This window comes from Thermosyntropha sp., assembly GCF_017656155.1.
Taxonomy (GTDB): Bacteria; Bacillota; Syntrophomonadia; order Syntrophomonadales; family Syntrophomonadaceae; genus Thermosyntropha.
On the sequence record NZ_JACDOH010000005.1, the window covers coordinates 31,608 to 48,673 of the forward strand.

16 protein-coding genes and 1 other RNA gene are annotated in these 17,066 nt (G+C 37.6%); 5 read left to right on the forward strand and 12 right to left on the reverse strand.

Features of this window, described 5'->3' with window-relative positions; genetic code table 11:
* Nucleotides 1-105: 105 nt before the first annotated feature.
* The 6 genes from glnA to H0Z36_RS06130 form a co-directional block, all read right to left on the reverse strand.
* Nucleotides 106-1,440 carry a type I glutamate--ammonia ligase gene (gene glnA / locus H0Z36_RS06105; RefSeq protein ID WP_296864467.1) on the reverse strand — a complete coding sequence of 445 codons (1,335 nt, stop codon included), beginning with the start codon at nt 1,438-1,440 and terminating at the stop codon, nt 106-108.
* Between the two features lie 13 nt (nt 1,441-1,453).
* Nucleotides 1,454-2,020 carry an ANTAR domain-containing protein gene (locus tag H0Z36_RS06110; RefSeq protein ID WP_296864469.1) on the reverse strand — a complete coding sequence of 189 codons (567 nt, stop codon included), beginning with the start codon at nt 2,018-2,020 and terminating at the stop codon, nt 1,454-1,456.
* Nucleotides 2,021-2,337: 317 nt separating this feature from the next.
* Nucleotides 2,338-3,279, reverse strand: a complete 942-nt coding sequence (locus tag H0Z36_RS06115) for a peptidyl-prolyl cis-trans isomerase (protein ID WP_296864471.1) — start codon at nt 3,277-3,279, stop codon at nt 2,338-2,340.
* 109 nt (nt 3,280-3,388) lie between these two features.
* Nucleotides 3,389-4,720, reverse strand: a complete 1,332-nt coding sequence (gdhA, locus tag H0Z36_RS06120) for an NADP-specific glutamate dehydrogenase (RefSeq protein WP_296864474.1) — start codon at nt 4,718-4,720, stop codon at nt 3,389-3,391.
* Between the two features lie 108 nt (nt 4,721-4,828).
* Nucleotides 4,829-6,226 (reverse strand): NADPH-dependent glutamate synthase, encoded by a 1,398-nt coding sequence (gltA, locus tag H0Z36_RS06125; protein WP_296864476.1) that lies wholly within the window; start codon nt 6,224-6,226, stop codon nt 4,829-4,831.
* On the reverse strand, nt 6,226-7,068 hold the full coding sequence (locus H0Z36_RS06130) for a sulfide/dihydroorotate dehydrogenase-like FAD/NAD-binding protein (protein WP_296864478.1): 843 nt from the start codon (nt 7,066-7,068) through the stop codon (nt 6,226-6,228). Before H0Z36_RS06130 ends, gltA begins: the two co-directional genes overlap by 1 nt.
* Nucleotides 7,069-7,556: 488 nt before the next feature.
* On the opposite strand from H0Z36_RS06130, the gene H0Z36_RS06135 reads away from it, so the two are divergent.
* Both H0Z36_RS06135 and H0Z36_RS06140 read left to right on the forward strand, forming a co-directional pair.
* Nucleotides 7,557-7,742 (forward strand): hypothetical protein, encoded by a 186-nt coding sequence (locus tag H0Z36_RS06135; protein WP_296864480.1) that lies wholly within the window; start codon nt 7,557-7,559, stop codon nt 7,740-7,742.
* Nucleotides 7,743-8,183: 441 nt separating this feature from the next.
* Complete coding sequence (locus H0Z36_RS06140; protein WP_296864482.1) at nt 8,184-8,429, forward strand: hypothetical protein; 246 nt, start codon at nt 8,184-8,186, stop codon at nt 8,427-8,429.
* A gap of 48 nt (nt 8,430-8,477) precedes the next feature.
* Here the strand turns inward: H0Z36_RS06140 and H0Z36_RS06145 are convergent, their stop codons facing one another.
* Both H0Z36_RS06145 and H0Z36_RS06150 read right to left on the reverse strand, forming a co-directional pair.
* Entirely contained in the window at nt 8,478-8,936 is a 459-nt protein-coding gene (locus H0Z36_RS06145; protein ID WP_296864484.1) for a RidA family protein, read from the reverse strand.
* Between the two features lie 12 nt (nt 8,937-8,948).
* Nucleotides 8,949-9,962 (reverse strand): sodium:calcium antiporter, encoded by a 1,014-nt coding sequence (locus H0Z36_RS06150; RefSeq protein ID WP_296864485.1) that lies wholly within the window; start codon nt 9,960-9,962, stop codon nt 8,949-8,951.
* 203 nt (nt 9,963-10,165) lie between these two features.
* Between H0Z36_RS06150 and H0Z36_RS06155 the strand changes: the two genes are divergently transcribed.
* Nucleotides 10,166-10,972 (forward strand): histidinol-phosphatase HisJ family protein, encoded by an 807-nt coding sequence (locus H0Z36_RS06155; RefSeq protein WP_296864487.1) that lies wholly within the window; start codon nt 10,166-10,168, stop codon nt 10,970-10,972.
* 47 nt (nt 10,973-11,019) lie between these two features.
* Here the strand turns inward: H0Z36_RS06155 and H0Z36_RS06160 are convergent, their stop codons facing one another.
* From H0Z36_RS06160 to H0Z36_RS06175, 4 genes are all read right to left on the reverse strand, one after another.
* A complete protein-coding gene (locus H0Z36_RS06160) occupies nt 11,020-11,778 on the reverse strand; it encodes an SDR family oxidoreductase (protein ID WP_296864489.1) in 759 nt (252 codons plus the stop codon).
* 122 nt (nt 11,779-11,900) lie between these two features.
* Nucleotides 11,901-13,724, reverse strand: coding sequence for an ASKHA domain-containing protein (locus H0Z36_RS06165; RefSeq protein ID WP_296864491.1), 1,824 nt, complete (start codon nt 13,722-13,724; stop codon nt 11,901-11,903).
* Nucleotides 13,725-13,737: 13 nt separating this feature from the next.
* Nucleotides 13,738-14,451, reverse strand: coding sequence for a formate dehydrogenase accessory sulfurtransferase FdhD (locus H0Z36_RS06170; RefSeq protein WP_296864493.1), 714 nt, complete (start codon nt 14,449-14,451; stop codon nt 13,738-13,740).
* 73 nt (nt 14,452-14,524) lie between these two features.
* Nucleotides 14,525-14,851 carry a hypothetical protein gene (locus H0Z36_RS06175; protein WP_296864514.1) on the reverse strand — a complete coding sequence of 109 codons (327 nt, stop codon included), beginning with the start codon at nt 14,849-14,851 and terminating at the stop codon, nt 14,525-14,527.
* A gap of 228 nt (nt 14,852-15,079) precedes the next feature.
* Between H0Z36_RS06175 and rnpB the strand changes: the two genes are divergently transcribed.
* Nucleotides 15,080-15,419, forward strand: an RNA gene (rnpB, locus tag H0Z36_RS06180) — RNase P RNA component class A.
* Between the two features lie 486 nt (nt 15,420-15,905).
* Complete coding sequence (locus H0Z36_RS06185; RefSeq protein WP_296864516.1) at nt 15,906-17,045, forward strand: acyl-CoA dehydrogenase family protein; 1,140 nt, start codon at nt 15,906-15,908, stop codon at nt 17,043-17,045.
* Nucleotides 17,046-17,066: the final 21 nt, after the last annotated feature.

Below are 17,066 nucleotides of genomic sequence, written 5' to 3' on the forward strand. Positions count from 1 at the left end.
CAAATAAGTAAAAAAGAGCCGAAGAAATATATCTTCGGCTCCATTGCCTCTTTTAATATATGCAAAAAGGTGGCAAAATAGTGCTTAAAAATAGACACTATTCAATTAAAATCTGATTAAATATTGCTTTAACTCCCAGGGAGTTACCTGCATATTATACTCCTGCCACTCCTGCATACGCCCTTCTACCATTTTTTCATAAATATGCTCTCCCAATGCACTTTTTATCACTTCGTCTTTCTCTAATTCCTGGAGAGCTTCCAGAAGGCTTCCCGGCAAACTCTGGATATTCAAGGCCTTCCTCTCTTCTTCATCCATTATATATATATTTCGATCAACCGGTTCAGGAGGTTCTATCTTGTTTACTACTCCATCTAACCCTGCCTTTAATAAAGCAGCCATAGCCAAATATGGATTACAGCTGGGATCAGGATTTCTAACTTCAATGCGGGTACTCATACCTCTTTTAGCTGGAACCCGAACAAGACAACTGCGGTTTTTCCCCGACCATGCTATATAAACAGGGGCTTCATAACCAGGCACTAATCTCTTATAAGAGTTAATAGTAGGGTTAGTTACCGCGCAAAGAGCACGGGCATGTTTTAATATCCCTCCTATAAAATAGCGCGCAGTTTCACTTAAACCATCCGGATCACCTGGATCATAAAAGGTATTATTTCCATCTTTAAAGAGAGAAATATGAGTATGCATACCCGAACCGTTAACCCCATAAACAGGTTTAGGCATAAAAGAGGCATACAGCCCGTGTCTCTGGGCAATAGATCGGACAGTTAGTTTAAAGGTCATTATAGCATCAGCAATTTTAAGAGCATCAGCATACTTAAAATCAATCTCATGTTGACCTGGAGCTACTTCATGATGAGAAGCCTCAATTTCAAAACCCATCTCCTCCAATGTCAAATCCATGTCCCGCCTTGCATTTTCACCCAAGTCCATTGGTGCTAAATCAAAATAACCTGCCTCATCCTGAGTGCGGGTAGTTGCTTTTCCCTCTTCGTCTGCCAAGAACAGGAAAAACTCCGCTTCTGGTCCTACATTCATCACATATCCTAAATCATTAGCTTCTTTTAAAATCCTCTTCAGGTTATTGCGCGGGCAGCCAGCAAAAGGAGTTCCATCTGGATTTCCCACATCACATATAAGTCTTGCTACCCTTCCATTAGAACCACTGCGCCAGGGGAAAAGCACAAAGGTATCAGGATCAGGGAAAAGATACATATCAGATTCAGAAATATCTGCAAAACCATTTATAGAAGATCCGTCAAACATAATCTCTCCATCTAAAGCCTTCTTAAGCTGGCCTACCGGAATCGCAACATTTTTCAATATCCCTGAAATATCAGTAAACTGCAACCTTAAAAACCTCACATCATATTCCTTAACCTTTTCCAAAATAATCTCCTTTTGAACTTCAGTCATATTTTCTTCCTCCTTATTGTTTTTTTTCATTAGCCAAAATCAACATGCGTGCAATTTCACGCTTTGCCACCCCGTGATTCATACTTTCTCTTTGCAGCCAGCGATGGGCTTGGTCTTCATCCATGTCATATTTTTTCATAAGAATTCCTTTAGCTTTTTCCACCAGCTGGCGTGTTTTTAGCTCTTCTCTTAAGCGATCAATCTCTTTCTTAGCTGCATTTATTTTGTTTTGATAATAAAAAGAGACCTCAACTACAGCTAAAAGCACATCCGGATTTATAGGTCTAATAATATGCGGATAATCCTGCGCAAAACATGTGGCATCATTATTTCTGGTTATAAATATTACTGAACCCAAATTATCCCCCTCAATAATACCTGCTATTTCCTTCACATTACCCCCTTCAAGTTTAGAATCAATGATAACCAGGTCAGGATATAGGCTGCGGCATACCCGCAAAAGCTCAAAAGTATTAATTGCCTCTGCCTGAACCTTAAAGCCTCCACAAATCAGTACATCTTTTATAAAATTGCGGCTCAATTGATTACTATCGCCAATCACAATGCTCCCTTCATCCAAAAATCTTTCACCTCTCTTCGGGGAAGCTACACCCATTTAAATATTTAAAACCTTGTGAACAAGCAACTCTTCAACTTATATGGCCTTTTATTTCCAAAAAAAAGGGGCCACGGTATAAAGCCTTTCGACTGGCTTTACCCGGGTCCCCTTCGCCCTGACCAATTATTTTGTTTACAATTTTATTTTAATCAATATATTTTAAAAAACAATATTTTAACCTGCAATATATTGTATACTTTAGAAATTCAGGTTATCTTTTGTTCAATACAGATTAATATCCGTAATATTAGCTGCATTCATGAGGACAATAAAAAATTTTATTCCTTTCTTTTATCAACTATATCTGCTTCATTTTTCAAATCCTGAAGATACTGCCTAAAAACCTCATTTTTTTCCTGTTCTAAAAGTTGATATTTTATTTCTTCTTTAACTTCTTCAAAAGAAGCCTTTTTAGCTTCACTTCTTTCTCCGGCCTTTATAATATGATACCCAAACTCAGTTTTAACCGGTTCTTTGGTAATCTCTCCCGGCGTTAATTTTAAGGCAGCTTCTTTAAATTCAGGCACAAAGTTAGTTTGTTCATTTACTATGCCTAAATCCCCGCCTTTTTCTTTGCTAGGGCATTTAGAATACTTTTTGGCAAGGTCTGCAAAATCCTGACCTTCAGCTATCTTTTTCAGAATTTCTCTGGCTTCAGTATCTGTGTCAACTAATATGTGATAAATACGGATACCTCCAGGTTCAGTAAATATCCTCTGATTATCTTCATAATATTTTCTAACCTCTTCATCACTGACCTTAACATCTGAAGTAACCTTTTCTTTAAGCTCCATATACATTTTTTCTATCTTAAGCTGTCTCAAGAGTTCCTTTTCTGTTACTCCCATTTTGGCAATAAAATCTTTATACCCTTCCTCTCCTATCCTGTCTTTAAACGCCTTTAAATCATCTTCTACCTCTTTATCGGTAACCTTTATACCTTCTTTTTCAGCTTCCTGTTTAATTAAAACCTGCAAAACCAAATCATCGTAGGCTTTCTCCTTTATATTTTTCAAAATTTCTTTATCCTTTGCTTCATCGATACTTCCCATTTCCGACTCATAACCTTTTTTCAACATGTTATAATACCCATCAAACTGTTCTGCGGTAATATTTTCTCCATTCACTGTTGCTATTACATTACTGTCACCTTTAGCAGCACATCCCGGTAAAATAAAACTTACAAGCAAAACTAAAATTAAAATAAGCCTTTTTTTCATTTTTCTCATCCTCCCATCACAGCTAAAGGCAATTATAACATACTTCAACTTCAGGAAAAACAAAAAGGGAGCATAAAAGCTCCCTAAAATCTGATTATTTATCCTAAAATTATACAATCCCCTGAGCCAACATAGCATCGGCAACTTTTACAAAACCGGCAATATTAGCTCCCACCACCAAATTACCTTCAAAGCCATATTCTTTGGCAGCTTCACTTGCCTTCTTATGAATATCAGCCATTATCTGCTTAAGCTTAGTATCTACTTCTTCAAAAGTCCAGCTGTATCTCATGCTGTTTTGAGACATTTCCAAAGCTGATACCGCAACACCGCCAGCATTAGCAGCTTTGCCCAAACCATAAAGAATCTTGTTCTCAAGCCATACATCGACAGCTTCAGGAGTACAAGGCATGTTAGCACCTTCACCTACGGCAATAACTCCATTGGCTACCAGAGTTTTAGCATCGTTTTCATCTAATTCATTTTGGGTAGCACATGGAAGAGCAATCTGGCAAGGAATGCTCCATATCCCGGTACCTTCAAAATACTTGGCATCCTTATGATAATTTACATATTCCTTGATACGCTTCCTTTCCATTTCTTTTATGCGTTTTATGGTATCAAGGTCTATTCCATTTTCATGGAGTATATAACCATTTGAATCACTCATAGCAATTACTTTAGCACCCATCTGCATAGCTTTTTCTGCTGCATAGATAGCAACATTACCTGAACCTGAAATTACTACGGTCTTATCCTTAAAGCTTTCTCCTTTAGTTTTAAGCATTTCATCCACAAAATAAACTAGTCCATAACCGGTAGCTTCTTTTCTTACCAAACTTCCGCCCCAGGTTATACCTTTGCCGGTTAAAACACCTTCATAAACATTTCTTATTCTTTTATACTGCCCAAACATATAACCTATTTCTCTTGCACCTACTCCAATATCACCAGCAGGCACATCTGTATCTGCTCCTATATGCCGGTAAAGCTCAGTCATAAAACTCTGACAGAAACGCATGATCTCTCCGTCTGATTTACCTTTGGGATCAAAATCACTGCCACCTTTACCGCCGCCTATGGGTAAGCCGGTAAGCGAATTCTTAAAAATTTGTTCAAACCCCAGGAATTTTAAAATGCTCAAGTTTACTGAAGGATGAAATCTAAGTCCGCCTTTATAGGGCCCAATAGCGCTGTTAAACTCTACCCGATATCCCTTATTTACCTGCACTTTTCCGTTATCATCTACCCAGGGAACTCTAAATATAATTATTCTTTCCGGCTCCACAATCCTTTCTAAAACTCCACTTTCCACATACTCCGGATGTTTTTCAATAAGCGGCTCCAATGATTCTAAAACTTCTTTTACTGCCTGATGAAATTCAGGTTCATTAGGATTTTTCTCAATTACCCTTTCCAGTAAATCATTCAAATACGACATTACCTTTCCCCCTTTGGAACATTCAATATTTTTTTATATTCTCAAATTATAAATTTTATATGGATAAAGTAAATAGATTATCAAAAGATATATTGTATTCATAAGTTTTTATAAACTTCGCAAATATTTGTCAATGCTCAGAGCTGCCTTTTTACCTGCGCCCATTGCTAATATAACTGTGGCAGCACCACTCACAATATCTCCTCCGGCAAAAACACCTGGTTTAGAAGTCTTTCCAGTCTGTTCATCTGCAATTATATTTCCTTTTTTATTTACCTGTAGCTGGTCAGTTGTTGCTGCGATCAGAGGATTAGGGCCCTGTCCAATCGCCATAATAACCGTATCCACTTTCAAACTGTATTCAGAACCCGGAATAGGGACAGGTCTTCTTCTGCCCGATTCATCCGGCTCACCCAATTCATAATTTTGACATATAATTTCACATACCCGTCCCTCGTTATCTCCTTTTATTTCAACTGGACAGGACAGGAAGATAAACCGAACACCTTCTTCCTTAGCATGTTCAATCTCTTCCGCACGGGCTGGCATTTCCTTTTCCGTCCGCCGGTAAATAATATAAGACTCTTCTACTCCCAGGCGTAAAGCAGTGCGGGCTGCATCCATAGCAACATTGCCTCCTCCAATAACTGCAACTCTTTTACCTGTTCTAATCGGGGTTAAATAATTCGGAAAATCATACGCTTTCATCAAGTTTACCCGAGTCAAAAATTCATTGGCTGAATAAACCCCGTTAAGATTTTCACCAGGAATATCCATAAAATAAGGAAGCCCAGCCCCTGTTCCAATAAAAACTGCATGATACCCTTTTTCCCGCATAAGTTCATCAACTGTCCACAGTTTACCTATTACACTGTTAACTTCTATCTTTACTCCTAAAGCCTTAATATTTTCAATTTCCTTTGCCACTATCGATTTAGGTAAACGAAATTCAGGAATACCATAAACCAGAACTCCACCTGCTATATGGAGTGCTTCAAAAACAGTAACCTCATGTCCCATTTTGGCCAACTCAGCTGCACAGGTAAGGCCGGCCGGACCTGACCCTACCACTGCAACCCTGTAACCGGTTGGAGATTTTCTGGTATATTGCAATTCTCCATTAGCCAATTCATAGTCAGCTACAAATCTCTCTAATCTACCAATTGCCACGGGCTCATACTTTTTACCCAAAACGCACATTTTTTCGCACTGATTTTCCTGCGGACACACACGCCCACATACTGCAGGTAAACTGTTTTTTTCTTTGATTTTAGCAGCTGCAGCCAAATAATCCCTTTCTAAAATAAGCTTTATAAAAGCCGGAATATCTACTCCTACAGGACATCCTTCAACACATGAAGGTTTATTACACTGCAAACAACGCTCCGCTTCCTTTATAGCCAAATCTTCCGTATAACCAAGTGCAACCTCGTGAAAACTTTTTATACGCTTTTCAATCGGTAAAAGGGGCATAGGATATTTGTTTTTTATTATCTCCCGAGGCATTATTTCTCACCTCCTTGACAACAGCGGCAGCCCAATGAAGTTAAAGCTATTTTTTCCTCTCTCTCGAACATCTTGAGACGCCTTTTCGCATTTTCCCAGTCTACCAGATGTCCATCAAACTCAGGCCCATCCACACATGCAAACTTCACTTCATCCCCTATCTGAACCCGACAAGCGCCGCACATCCCGGTTCCATCTAACATGATTGGATTAAGGCTTACTAAAGTTTTAATTCCCTTCTCCTTAGTAATCCTAGACACAGCTTCCATCATCTGAATCGGCCCTATCGCCATCACCATATTTATTTCTTCTTTATCCATGATTTCAGTCAAAACTTCGGTAACAAATCCTTTTCGCCCATAACTCCCATCATCAGTTGTTACATAAAACTCATCGCTTACTTCATCCATTTTATCCAGCCATATAAGATAATCCGCACTCCTCGCGCCAATAATGGAAATTATCCGGTTTCCTTTCATATGCAATGCACGAGTAATCGGGTATATAGGAGCAACTCCAACTCCTCCGCCTACACATATTACAGTTCCATAAAAATCAATCTCAGATTCCCGACCTAAAGGTCCTACTAAATCTAAAATCATATCTCCGACTTCCATTTTACCCAAATCCTGTGTAGAACGACCCACTTCCTGAAATATAATAGTTATTGTTCCCTCCCTCTTATCACTGTCAGCAATAGTTAAAGGAATTCTCTCTCCGTATTCATCTTTGCGAACAATTACAAACTGTCCTGGCTTTGCTTTTTGGGCAATAGACGGAGCATCGATCATAAACATTTTAATTCCCGGCGCTAATAGAATCTTATCCTTTATCGTATACATAAAATCCCCCCCATTTAATAATTTTAAATATAATTCTTAAGCCTTTTATTTCAATTGTAAATACTCAAACAACAAATTATACTGTATACCTAATATTTATTAAAAAAAGCCGGCCTAATATTTATTAAGTTATTATTTTTTTATCTTGTGATTTTTTTCTTTATTTGCCTTAAATCCTGCTTGTTCTGTCAATATCACAGCATAATCAGTCCAACACCCTTTGAAAAAAAATTTACTTTATGATATAAATTATCATAACAGCTTACAAATTGGTATTTTTATTAGGTTAATATGATATAGAGAAAAAATACAATTTTTTGCTTTTGTGAATACAATAGCAAAATGTGAATATCATACCCTGTAAATTACGAAAAAAGCAAGATTAGCTGCCAAATGCTCTGAATAAATTGTATACAAAGCCATATCATATTAAAATTTAAATAAAAGCAAGGTACGGAAAGCTTACCAATGAAAGGAGGTAGTAAGACATGAAGTATATTTCAGTAGTAGTACCTGAAGAAATTGACCGTGAGTTGCGCTTTGCCTGTGCAGATCAAGCAACCACAAAATCACGCCTGGTAAGAAAATTAATTGAAGATTATCTGGAAGAATGGCGTAAAGAATTTGAAAAAAAAGGAATCCCCCTCCCCACTGAAGAACCAAAAGAAGAGTAATTTTCGGCCTGCCTTACTCAAAAAGGCAGGCTATTTTTATTTCTCCTGCTATGTAAAAATAATCCTTTCTATACTCCCCAACCTTTTTTACCATGTCTCCCAACTTTCATTATTCATAAAATTTTATTTTTTTGTATTTTCATATTTCATGAAAATTTATTTATTTTCCTTGCTAATTTATCTTTTTTCAAATTATTGCTAATTTGTTTGTAATAGTATGTTATGTTAATATGTTATTAAGATAACAGTATGTTATGTTTTTGTGATATGTAGGGGGGATCAAAATGTTAACTGTAGCTGCTGGTTTGGCTATCGGAATTTCATTGATAAGCGGCACATTAAGCATGCTTTATGTATTTAAGAGGGTCTATCTGGAATCGTAATATTTTATATGCCAAACAATAACAGGCCGGAAAAAATTTTAACAAAGGGGGGATTAAATTGACGGAAATGCAACAGGTTTTTCTTTTCTATACCTTTGTTTATTTCTTGGTCAAAGGAGCAATATATATAGCTATATATATAGCAACTATAATCATTGAGAAAAAAGCCCGTGAAAAACATGCACTTCTGCAAGCTTATTTAACCCATAAAAGAGCTGATGAAAAACAAAGATGGCAGGTGGCTTATGCTTTATACAACAAACGGCATAAAAAAACCAAAACTATGTGGAAAAAAGCTGCTTAAAACCATTAAAAAAGGGACTAACAGAAGTCAGCCCCTTTTTTTCTTGTTCTATTTTACCTTAACAATCATTTCTACTTCACAGGCTGCATTTAAAGGCAAAGCATTTACTCCCACTGCAGCCCTTGTATGTTTTCCCCGCTCGCCAAAAATCTTTTCTACAAGCTCAGATGCCCCGTTTAAAACCTGTGGCTGTTCATAAAAATCGTCTGTACTTTGAACATACCCGGTTATTTTTACTATTTGATCAATATCATCAAAGGAATCAAGGCAGCTTTTCAAAGCAGCCAAACAGTTTATTAAACAAATTTCAGCTGCTTTTCTTCCTTCTTCTAGTGAAAGATCGCGTCCCAATTTTCCGGCATAAACCAGCTCACCTTCTTTTATCGGCAACTGTCCCGATATATATACAAATTCTCCGGATTTAAGAGCAGGCACATAAGCTGCCAAAGGTCTAGCTGCTTCAGGAACAGCTATTCCCAACTCTTTTAGCCTTTCTTCCACTTTCACTTTTAAAACCTCCTATCTGATAATCCCTTCTACAACTGTAAATATAAACAAACCATAAAAAAGACCGCCTAAAAGCAAAGTCCCTGCACTTATAACTTTGCGCTTGCGCAGTTCAAAAAATATAACTCCGGCAGAAGCTAGAGCGATAAGTGCAGCCAAAAACATTCCTCCCCCTTTAAGCTGCCAGTTGGTGAGAAAAATCCCGATAGCCGGTATAAGTGAGCTTTGAAAAACCATAGCACCTGTAATATTGCCCAAGGCCAAGGTATCTTTATCCCTTGAAATCCAGATTATGCTGTTGAATTTCTCCGGCAATTCGGTGGCAACCGGAGCAATTATAAGGGCCAGGATAAATGCAGGAACTCCATACATAACTGCTATTTCTTTAACTGAACCTACAAATAAATTGGCGCCCCATATTATCAGCACCAAGGCTACTAAAACCTGAAGAATAATTCTACTTAAAGTAGGTGAGGAACTTTTCCGATCAAAATAAAACACTGGTAAACAATGATCCGCATCTTCTTCCCTTTCCTCACTTATAAGCACAAAGAGATAATATATATATGAAATAACCATAAATCCAGCAATTATAAGCTGCCAGTAGCGAAGTTCATGAGGAATAAAACCAGTTAAGACTGCAGCTGCAAAGACTATAAGAAAAAAACCTAAATCACGCGACATTGTTTCATAATCAGCTACTACTGTTCTGCCGCTCTCACGCCTAGAGCTAAAAACAATAACTGACATACCTGCCACAAACATGGCTAAAGTAGAAAGCATCAAAGGAGCTCCTAAAATTGCACCTATACCTATCTCATGCCCGGCTGTTCCGTGTCCGAATAAAATAGCAATCAAAGGTATCATAGTTTCCGGCAAGGCAGTTCCTACCGCTGCCAGCACACTCCCTACCGCACCTTCCGAAAGGTTAAGCTTAGCCCCAAGCCATTCAATTCCGTTAACAAAAACCTCAGCTCCGATAAGAATTATTCCCAGGCTGATGATTAAAACAGCTATACTGCTCATCGCTTTTCTCCTTTCTTGATTCCTGTTAAAAACTGAATTGGACTATAATTTATCATCTTTAAATTCCTCTAATTTGTTATTAAATCACTAATTATGCTTTAAATCAAGACAAAAGCTTTTTCTGGAATTTGCAAATGCTTAAGGGTAAAATAGGAAAGGATAATTAAAGTAATAAGAAACCTATTTCAATGGAGGTTAAAGTTATGCGTTTTTATGCTGATTACCATGTACATACTGATTTTTCCGGTGATTGCAACACTTCTATGGAAGAAATGATTAAAAAAGCAATAAAACTGGGCTTAAAAGAATTAGCCTTTACCGATCATGTCGACTACGATTACCCTGACCCCAGTTTTGAGGCGATAGATTATAATACCTACACTAAATTTTTCGAAGAGCTTAAATCAAAATATGAGAAAAAAATAAATCTGCTCCTCGGAGTAGAAGTAGGATATCAGCCTCATATCAAAAAAAACATAGAAGAACTTCTTCAAACTTATCCTTTTGACTTCGTCATCTGTTCTACCCACATGGCAGATCGCCTGGATTTTTATACCGGAGACTTCTTTCAGGCTAAAAATCAGAATGAATCTTACCGCAGATACTTTGAAAATGTCCTAGATGCAGTTAACCAGTTTCAAAACTATGATGTATACGGCCATCTAGACTTCATCGTTCGATATGGAAACTTTAAAAGCAAAACCCTGGCTTATGCAGATTTTAAAGATATAATTGATGAAATTTTGCGCAAAATCATAGCCAACGGTTCAGGAATAGAAATAAATACTTCCGGCTACCGCTATAAACTTAATCAGCTTCATCCTCAAACTGAAATTGTCAAAAGGTACAAGGAATTAGGCGGAGAAATTATAACCGTAGGCTCTGACGCCCACAGAGCAGAAGATTTATGTTCTCATTTCGATATCGCATATGCCCTGTTAGAAAAGCTTGATATAAAATATATCGCAACTTATCGCCAGCGCAAATGCAGTTTTGTAAAAATATTCTAAGCCGGGATTACATGTCCCGGCTTAAATCTTCCTTTACCAAAGCTTTGCTAGCAATAACAGGAAAGACCTCCATCAATCATAAAAATATTTCCGGTAATCCACTTTGACTCATCAGAAGCAAAAAATACTATACTAGGGCTCATATCTTCCGGATAACCTATCCGTTTCATGGGAAAAAGTTTATTAAGTTTATCCATCTTGCCTGTAGCCTCGAGATGGTCAAGCATAGGCTGAAGCATTGGAGTAGCAATATGGGAAGGACACAGGCAATTCACCCTTATCTTAGGTCCCAATTCGGCTGCCAAAGCCCGGGTAAGCTGAACGACCCCGCCTTTCATAGCACAATAAGCCGACTGGTTTTTAGTACCTAAAACCCCCAATATGGAAGAAATATTAATAATGCTTCCTCCTCCGCTTTCCAGCATAAGAGGAACCATAATCTGGGTAACCATAAATACACTCTTAAGATCAACCTGATAAGTATAATCGAGTTCTTCGGGAGTAATCTCTAAAAAAGGCTTAATCATAGCCGATCCAGCATTATTAACCAAAATATCCAGCCTGCCCCATTCATTTTTCACCATATCCCGCATCTTTTCAATATCCGCTATTTTAGTTACATCAGCTGAACAGGCAATAGCCTCTTCTCCATGCGATCTTATAATTTCCACCGTTTCATTAAGCGGTTCCAGCCTTCTTCCTGCCACCAGGACCTTAGCCCCTTCTTTAGCCATATCAATTGCTGCCTGCCTTCCTATACCGGTTCCTCCACCCGTAATGATAGCCACTTTACCTTCTAATCGCATCACATTCCCTCCTAAGTCTGGTTTATAGAGTATTCAAAGTCATTATTCGTCACAGCCAAAAATTATCCTTTTAAAATTTCAATAAATAAGCTTTTAAAGGCGGCTTGTATAAACAGCCGCCTTTAAAAGTTAAGGTTCTTTATAAATCTATCTTTAAAATCAGGTTCCAAAGCGAGCTCAACATAATTAATCTCTTCTTTAATTTTCCGGGCTTTATTTCGCATTTCAGAAGAAAGTAAAGCTCTTATTGCTCCTTTCGCTGCTGCATTGCCTATATTCTTCACTTTTTTTAAATCAACTGCAGGCAAAAGACCAATCCTTATACAATTTTGCGGATTAAGAAAACTCCCAAAAGTTCCAGCTAAAAAAATATATTCCAATTCATCAATTTCAGCTCCGGATTTATCTATAAGAACATCTATCGCCGTCCTTACGGCAGATTTTGCTAGCTGAACCTGTCTTATATCTTCCTGGTTAAAAACAACAGGAACGTTTTTCACCTTGTTTATATCATCACATATTACAATCTCCTTGCCCCTTTTATCGTTTTTAAAGATTTTTAACCTTTCTTCAGCTTTCGTTGTTATTATCCCTTTTTCATCAATATATCCGGCATCCAAAAGACAGGCAGCAAGGTCAATAACTGCTGAACCACATATATTTTTTATTAATCCCTGCCCCATAAAACTAAAGCAAAGATTTTCTTCCCCATCTAAGTAGAATTTATCTATGCTTCCAGGACCTGCTCTCCCGCCACAGGTTATATTCCCTCCTTCAAAGGCTGGACCTGCAGCAGCAGAAGCTGCCCACATCTCACCCTTCCACCCTAAAACTATTTCTCCATTAGTTCCAATATCTATGAGAAGAAAGCTTTCAGGAACTTCAGGTTCCAAACTTAAAAGACACCCTATGGTATCTGCTCCTATAAAACCTCCAATTTGCGGGAGGATAATTAACTCTGCTTCCGGATTGGCATTAATGCCCAGGTTATATGCATTCCAGTTCATCTCCTGACTAAAAAGCCCCATATAAGGAGCTTTAGAAAAACCTTTTATGCTAAGATTAATTAAAAAATGCAACATAACCGGATTTCCTACCGCCGTAAAACGATAAATCTGGTCAGGAGATATATGCCATCTTTCCATAAATTCCTCAATCATGCTGTTAATATTATTAATGAGTATCTGATGCAGCTTTTCTAAACCTTCTGATTTTTCAAGACAGTAGCTTACCCTGGAAATAATATCTGCACCGTAGATTCTCTGCATATTAGTTTTAGAGGAAACCCCAATAACCTTACCTTCAAGTAAATCCACCAAAGCAGCAAAAAGGCTGGTAGTTCCTAAATCCATGGCAATACCATAAACTTTATCTATCTGTTTTTTTATTTGCTTAATTTCCCTGGTTTCAAATGCTAAAGCCTCAAGCTCTATCAAAGGCCTTCCTGCACGATCCAACAAAGAAAGCTCATTTATATTTTCTGTTGACAACTTTAGAGAATAATCTTTTAAAGCGCTGTTTAAACGATCATAAATAGGAACAGGTTTTTCACTATCCAAACCAGGAATAAAAAAACTTAATATCTCTACTTTATCATCACTTTTTATATCTTCTATTTTGTCATAACTCAGATTTTCTTTGGTTACAAAAGAAATACTTTCATTTAAATATACTGTAGTTTCACCATATATGCGGCAGTAACATGCCAACCTTATTCCCTGTTCAATTTCATCTTGAGAAAGCTTCTCCTGTTCAGCAACGCTGATTTCACTTACCTTGCCTTCTACTTTAACCCGGCATTTTCCACAAATTCCCCGTCCTCCGCAAAAATCATCTATTGACCAATTGTTAGTCGCCAGAACCGTCCACAAATCCTGTCCTGCGGGAACCCAGTACTCATATTCTCTTCCTCTATTGATAACCCGGACCTTAACCTGTTCTGTCATAAATCCTCCTTTTCTATCTATAAGTAATAATTCGTTCCGGACAAGTATAAATATTAAACCTTTCCCCACGGGTAAACCCTACTAAAGTCACGTTATTCGTCTGAGCCAACTCTATTGCCATACTGCTTACTGCCGATCTGGAAACCAAAATCCTTATCCCCATCTTAAAAGCTTTATAACAGATTTCATGTGTAATCCTTCCACTGCTTAAAAGAATTTTATCAGACAAAAAAACATTATTTTTTAAACAATATCCATATAACTTGTCTACCGCATTATGACGCCCTATATCTTCCCTGGTAACTAAAATCCTTTCCCCGTCTGCGAGGCTCATAATATGAACAGCTCCCGTCAAACGATGAATTTCAGATATTGCAAGATGTTCTCCCATCAAATCCAGTAAATCGTCAGCATAAACCTTAAAATTCGCTATTTCCTCCCTTATACTTTCTCTACATTCAGAATTTAAATTTATGTTTATTTTATCGCTTTCTATTTCAATATCTTTAATATCTTCAAAACTCGTTATTTTCCCATTCAAGGCAAGATTGCCAATCACAAGTTCTTCCAAATATTCCGGACTGCAATAAAAAACATTGTAAAAAACATCATTTACAAAAGTTTTATAAGCATTTTCCACAATTATTAAATCATTTTCTTTTCTTGCCCCCTTTCCTCTTATATATCTTAAAATAGTTTTACCAATTATCTTTTCTTCCTTAAACATAAATGCAACTCCTTTTAACCAGATAAAATACCATAACAAAAAGGCGGCACCAAGCCGCCTCAGAAAAAATCAATTACTCAGCTCTTGTTTCAGTCATAACAACAAATGCAAAAATCAATGTCCAAACAAGAGCAACTAAAAGAGCTATAGTAGCACGGGAAAAATCTCCCTCTGCATATGCTTTGTTACCTATTGAGTAAAGATAATTAAATACAATCAAACCAATACCAGTCAAAATATATACCGCTTTCTTTACTCCTTTAGATAAAGAAAAATTCTTAGCCCACCCGCAGAACTTAACAAAGAGAACAATCGCCAGAATGATAATCAAAATCGCGACGATAGGATTATAAAATATAGCTGCACCACTTGCATGAGCAGTTTCCGCACCAAAAAACACTGATCCTGTTCCCCCCTCTCATCTATAATTAATTTTATTATTTTATACCGGCTGGGACAAGTCTGATTTCACTTATATTAATTATCCTGTTATATTATTCTGCTTTTTTTGTTTTTTTCCTGCCTAAATAAATATTTTAAAAACTCCAACTTTTTTCAGTAATATATTTCATAATCATTTACAAATCATCATATATGTATTATAATTCTTGTTGCAAGAATTTTAAAGTAAGCAAATCAGATAGTCGCGGGTAATAATTACCTGAGGAAAGTCGGAGCTCCACAGGGCAGGGTGCTGGATAACATCCAGTGGGGGCGACCCTAAGGAAAGTGCCACAGAAACAAACCGCCTCTCAAAAAAGAGGTAAGGGTGGAAAGGTGAGGTAAGAGCTCACCAGCGTTTAGGCGACTAAACGGCTAGGCAAACCCCACCCGGAGCAAGACCGAATAGGGGAACTATGAAGTGGCCCGCTTCGTTCCCGGGTTAGGTCGCTTGAGGTGTCAGGCAACTGGCATCCCAGATAGATGACTATCTAATACAGAACTCCGCTTATAGATTTGCTTACTAAAAAAATCAGCAAAAAATGTACGCCTTTTAGGTGTACATTTTTTCATTTTTACAGCCATTTTATTTTATCTGCCGTTTTCTTCTCTTTTATACTGGTTGCTAACCCTTTCCAATTTATTTCTGATTTCGTTCTCTAATTTTTCCTTATTTTTCGTTCTTTTTCTGCATACCGCTTTTTCTCTTCTCTAAGTCATCCAAAAATATATGTACTTCTTAATATTATATAGTTAAATTACAAAATTATTCATTCTAACATCTTAGTTTTTTATATTTTTTGTCACTTAATTGCATAATAATCAATAATTTTCGTTTCGTAAAATTTTCCTTTAACTTTAATATCTTATTAAGATGTAATCGTTTTACTTTTTTGTATTTTTATTATATTCGGAATTTTGTAATAAATAAGGCTTGGACATAAATATATTTTAAAAACAATACCCATCTTACCTTAAATTTTTTATTTCTAAAAAAGAGGAGGATTATTTTTATGGATTTCAGATTAACTGAGGAACAGAAAATGATGAGAAGAATGGCTCGGGAATTTGCGGATAACGAAATTGCACCTTATGCCCAGCAATGGGATAGAGATGATTATTTTCCGGTAGAAACAGTTAAAAAAATGCATGAGTTGGGACTTATGACTATCGGAGTCCCCGCAGAATACGACGGACCAGGCCTTGATCATGTAGCCCAAAACATAGTAACCGAAGAAATTGCCCGTGGGGATGCCGGCATAGCAACCACTATGGCTGCTAGCACCCTTCTGGCAGCTGACCCGGTGCTTATCGCCGGAACCCACGAACAAAAAAAATGGTTTTATGGTATGCAAAATGAAGGTGCTATTGCGGCCTTCTGCCTTACAGAACCCGGAGCAGGTTCAGATGCAGGCGGATTATCAACCAAATGTATAAAAGACGGCAATTATTATATATTAAACGGAACCAAACAATTCATAAGCAATGGCGGAGTAGCCCAGATATATACTGTATTTGCTACTCTTGATAAAAAACTTGGCCACAAAGGCATATGTGCCTTTATCGTCGATCGCAACACCCCGGGGGTTTCTGCAGGACCTAAAGAAGATAAACTAGGTATCAGAAGCTCCAATACTACACAGGTAATCTTTGAAGATGTACGTGTTCCTGCCCAAAACCTCTTAGGCAAAGAAGGAGAAGGGTTTAAAATTGCCATGAAAACCCTGGACCTTTCCCGGGCCTCAGTTGCCGCTATGGCAGTTGGAGTTGCCCAGGCAGCGATGGAAGCCTCCATAAAATATGCTAAAGAAAGAATCCAGTTTGGCAAACCGATAGCTTCTTTCCAGGCAGTACAGTTCATGCTGGCAGATATGGCACAGTATATTCATGCGGCACGACTTTTATACCTTGAAGCATCCTCCAGACAAGACATGGGGCTTCCTTTCACCCAGATAGCATCACTGGCTAAATGCTTTGCCGGAGATACAGCCATGAAGGTGGCTACTGATGCCGTACAAATATTTGGAGGCTATGGATATACTAAGGAATATCCCGTAGAAAAATACTTCCGGGATGCTAAAATAATGCAGATATTTGAAGGAACTGCCCAGGTGCAGAGACTGGTAATAGCCAATGACCTTTTACGTGGATAAAATAATAAGGTTGGCCAAAAA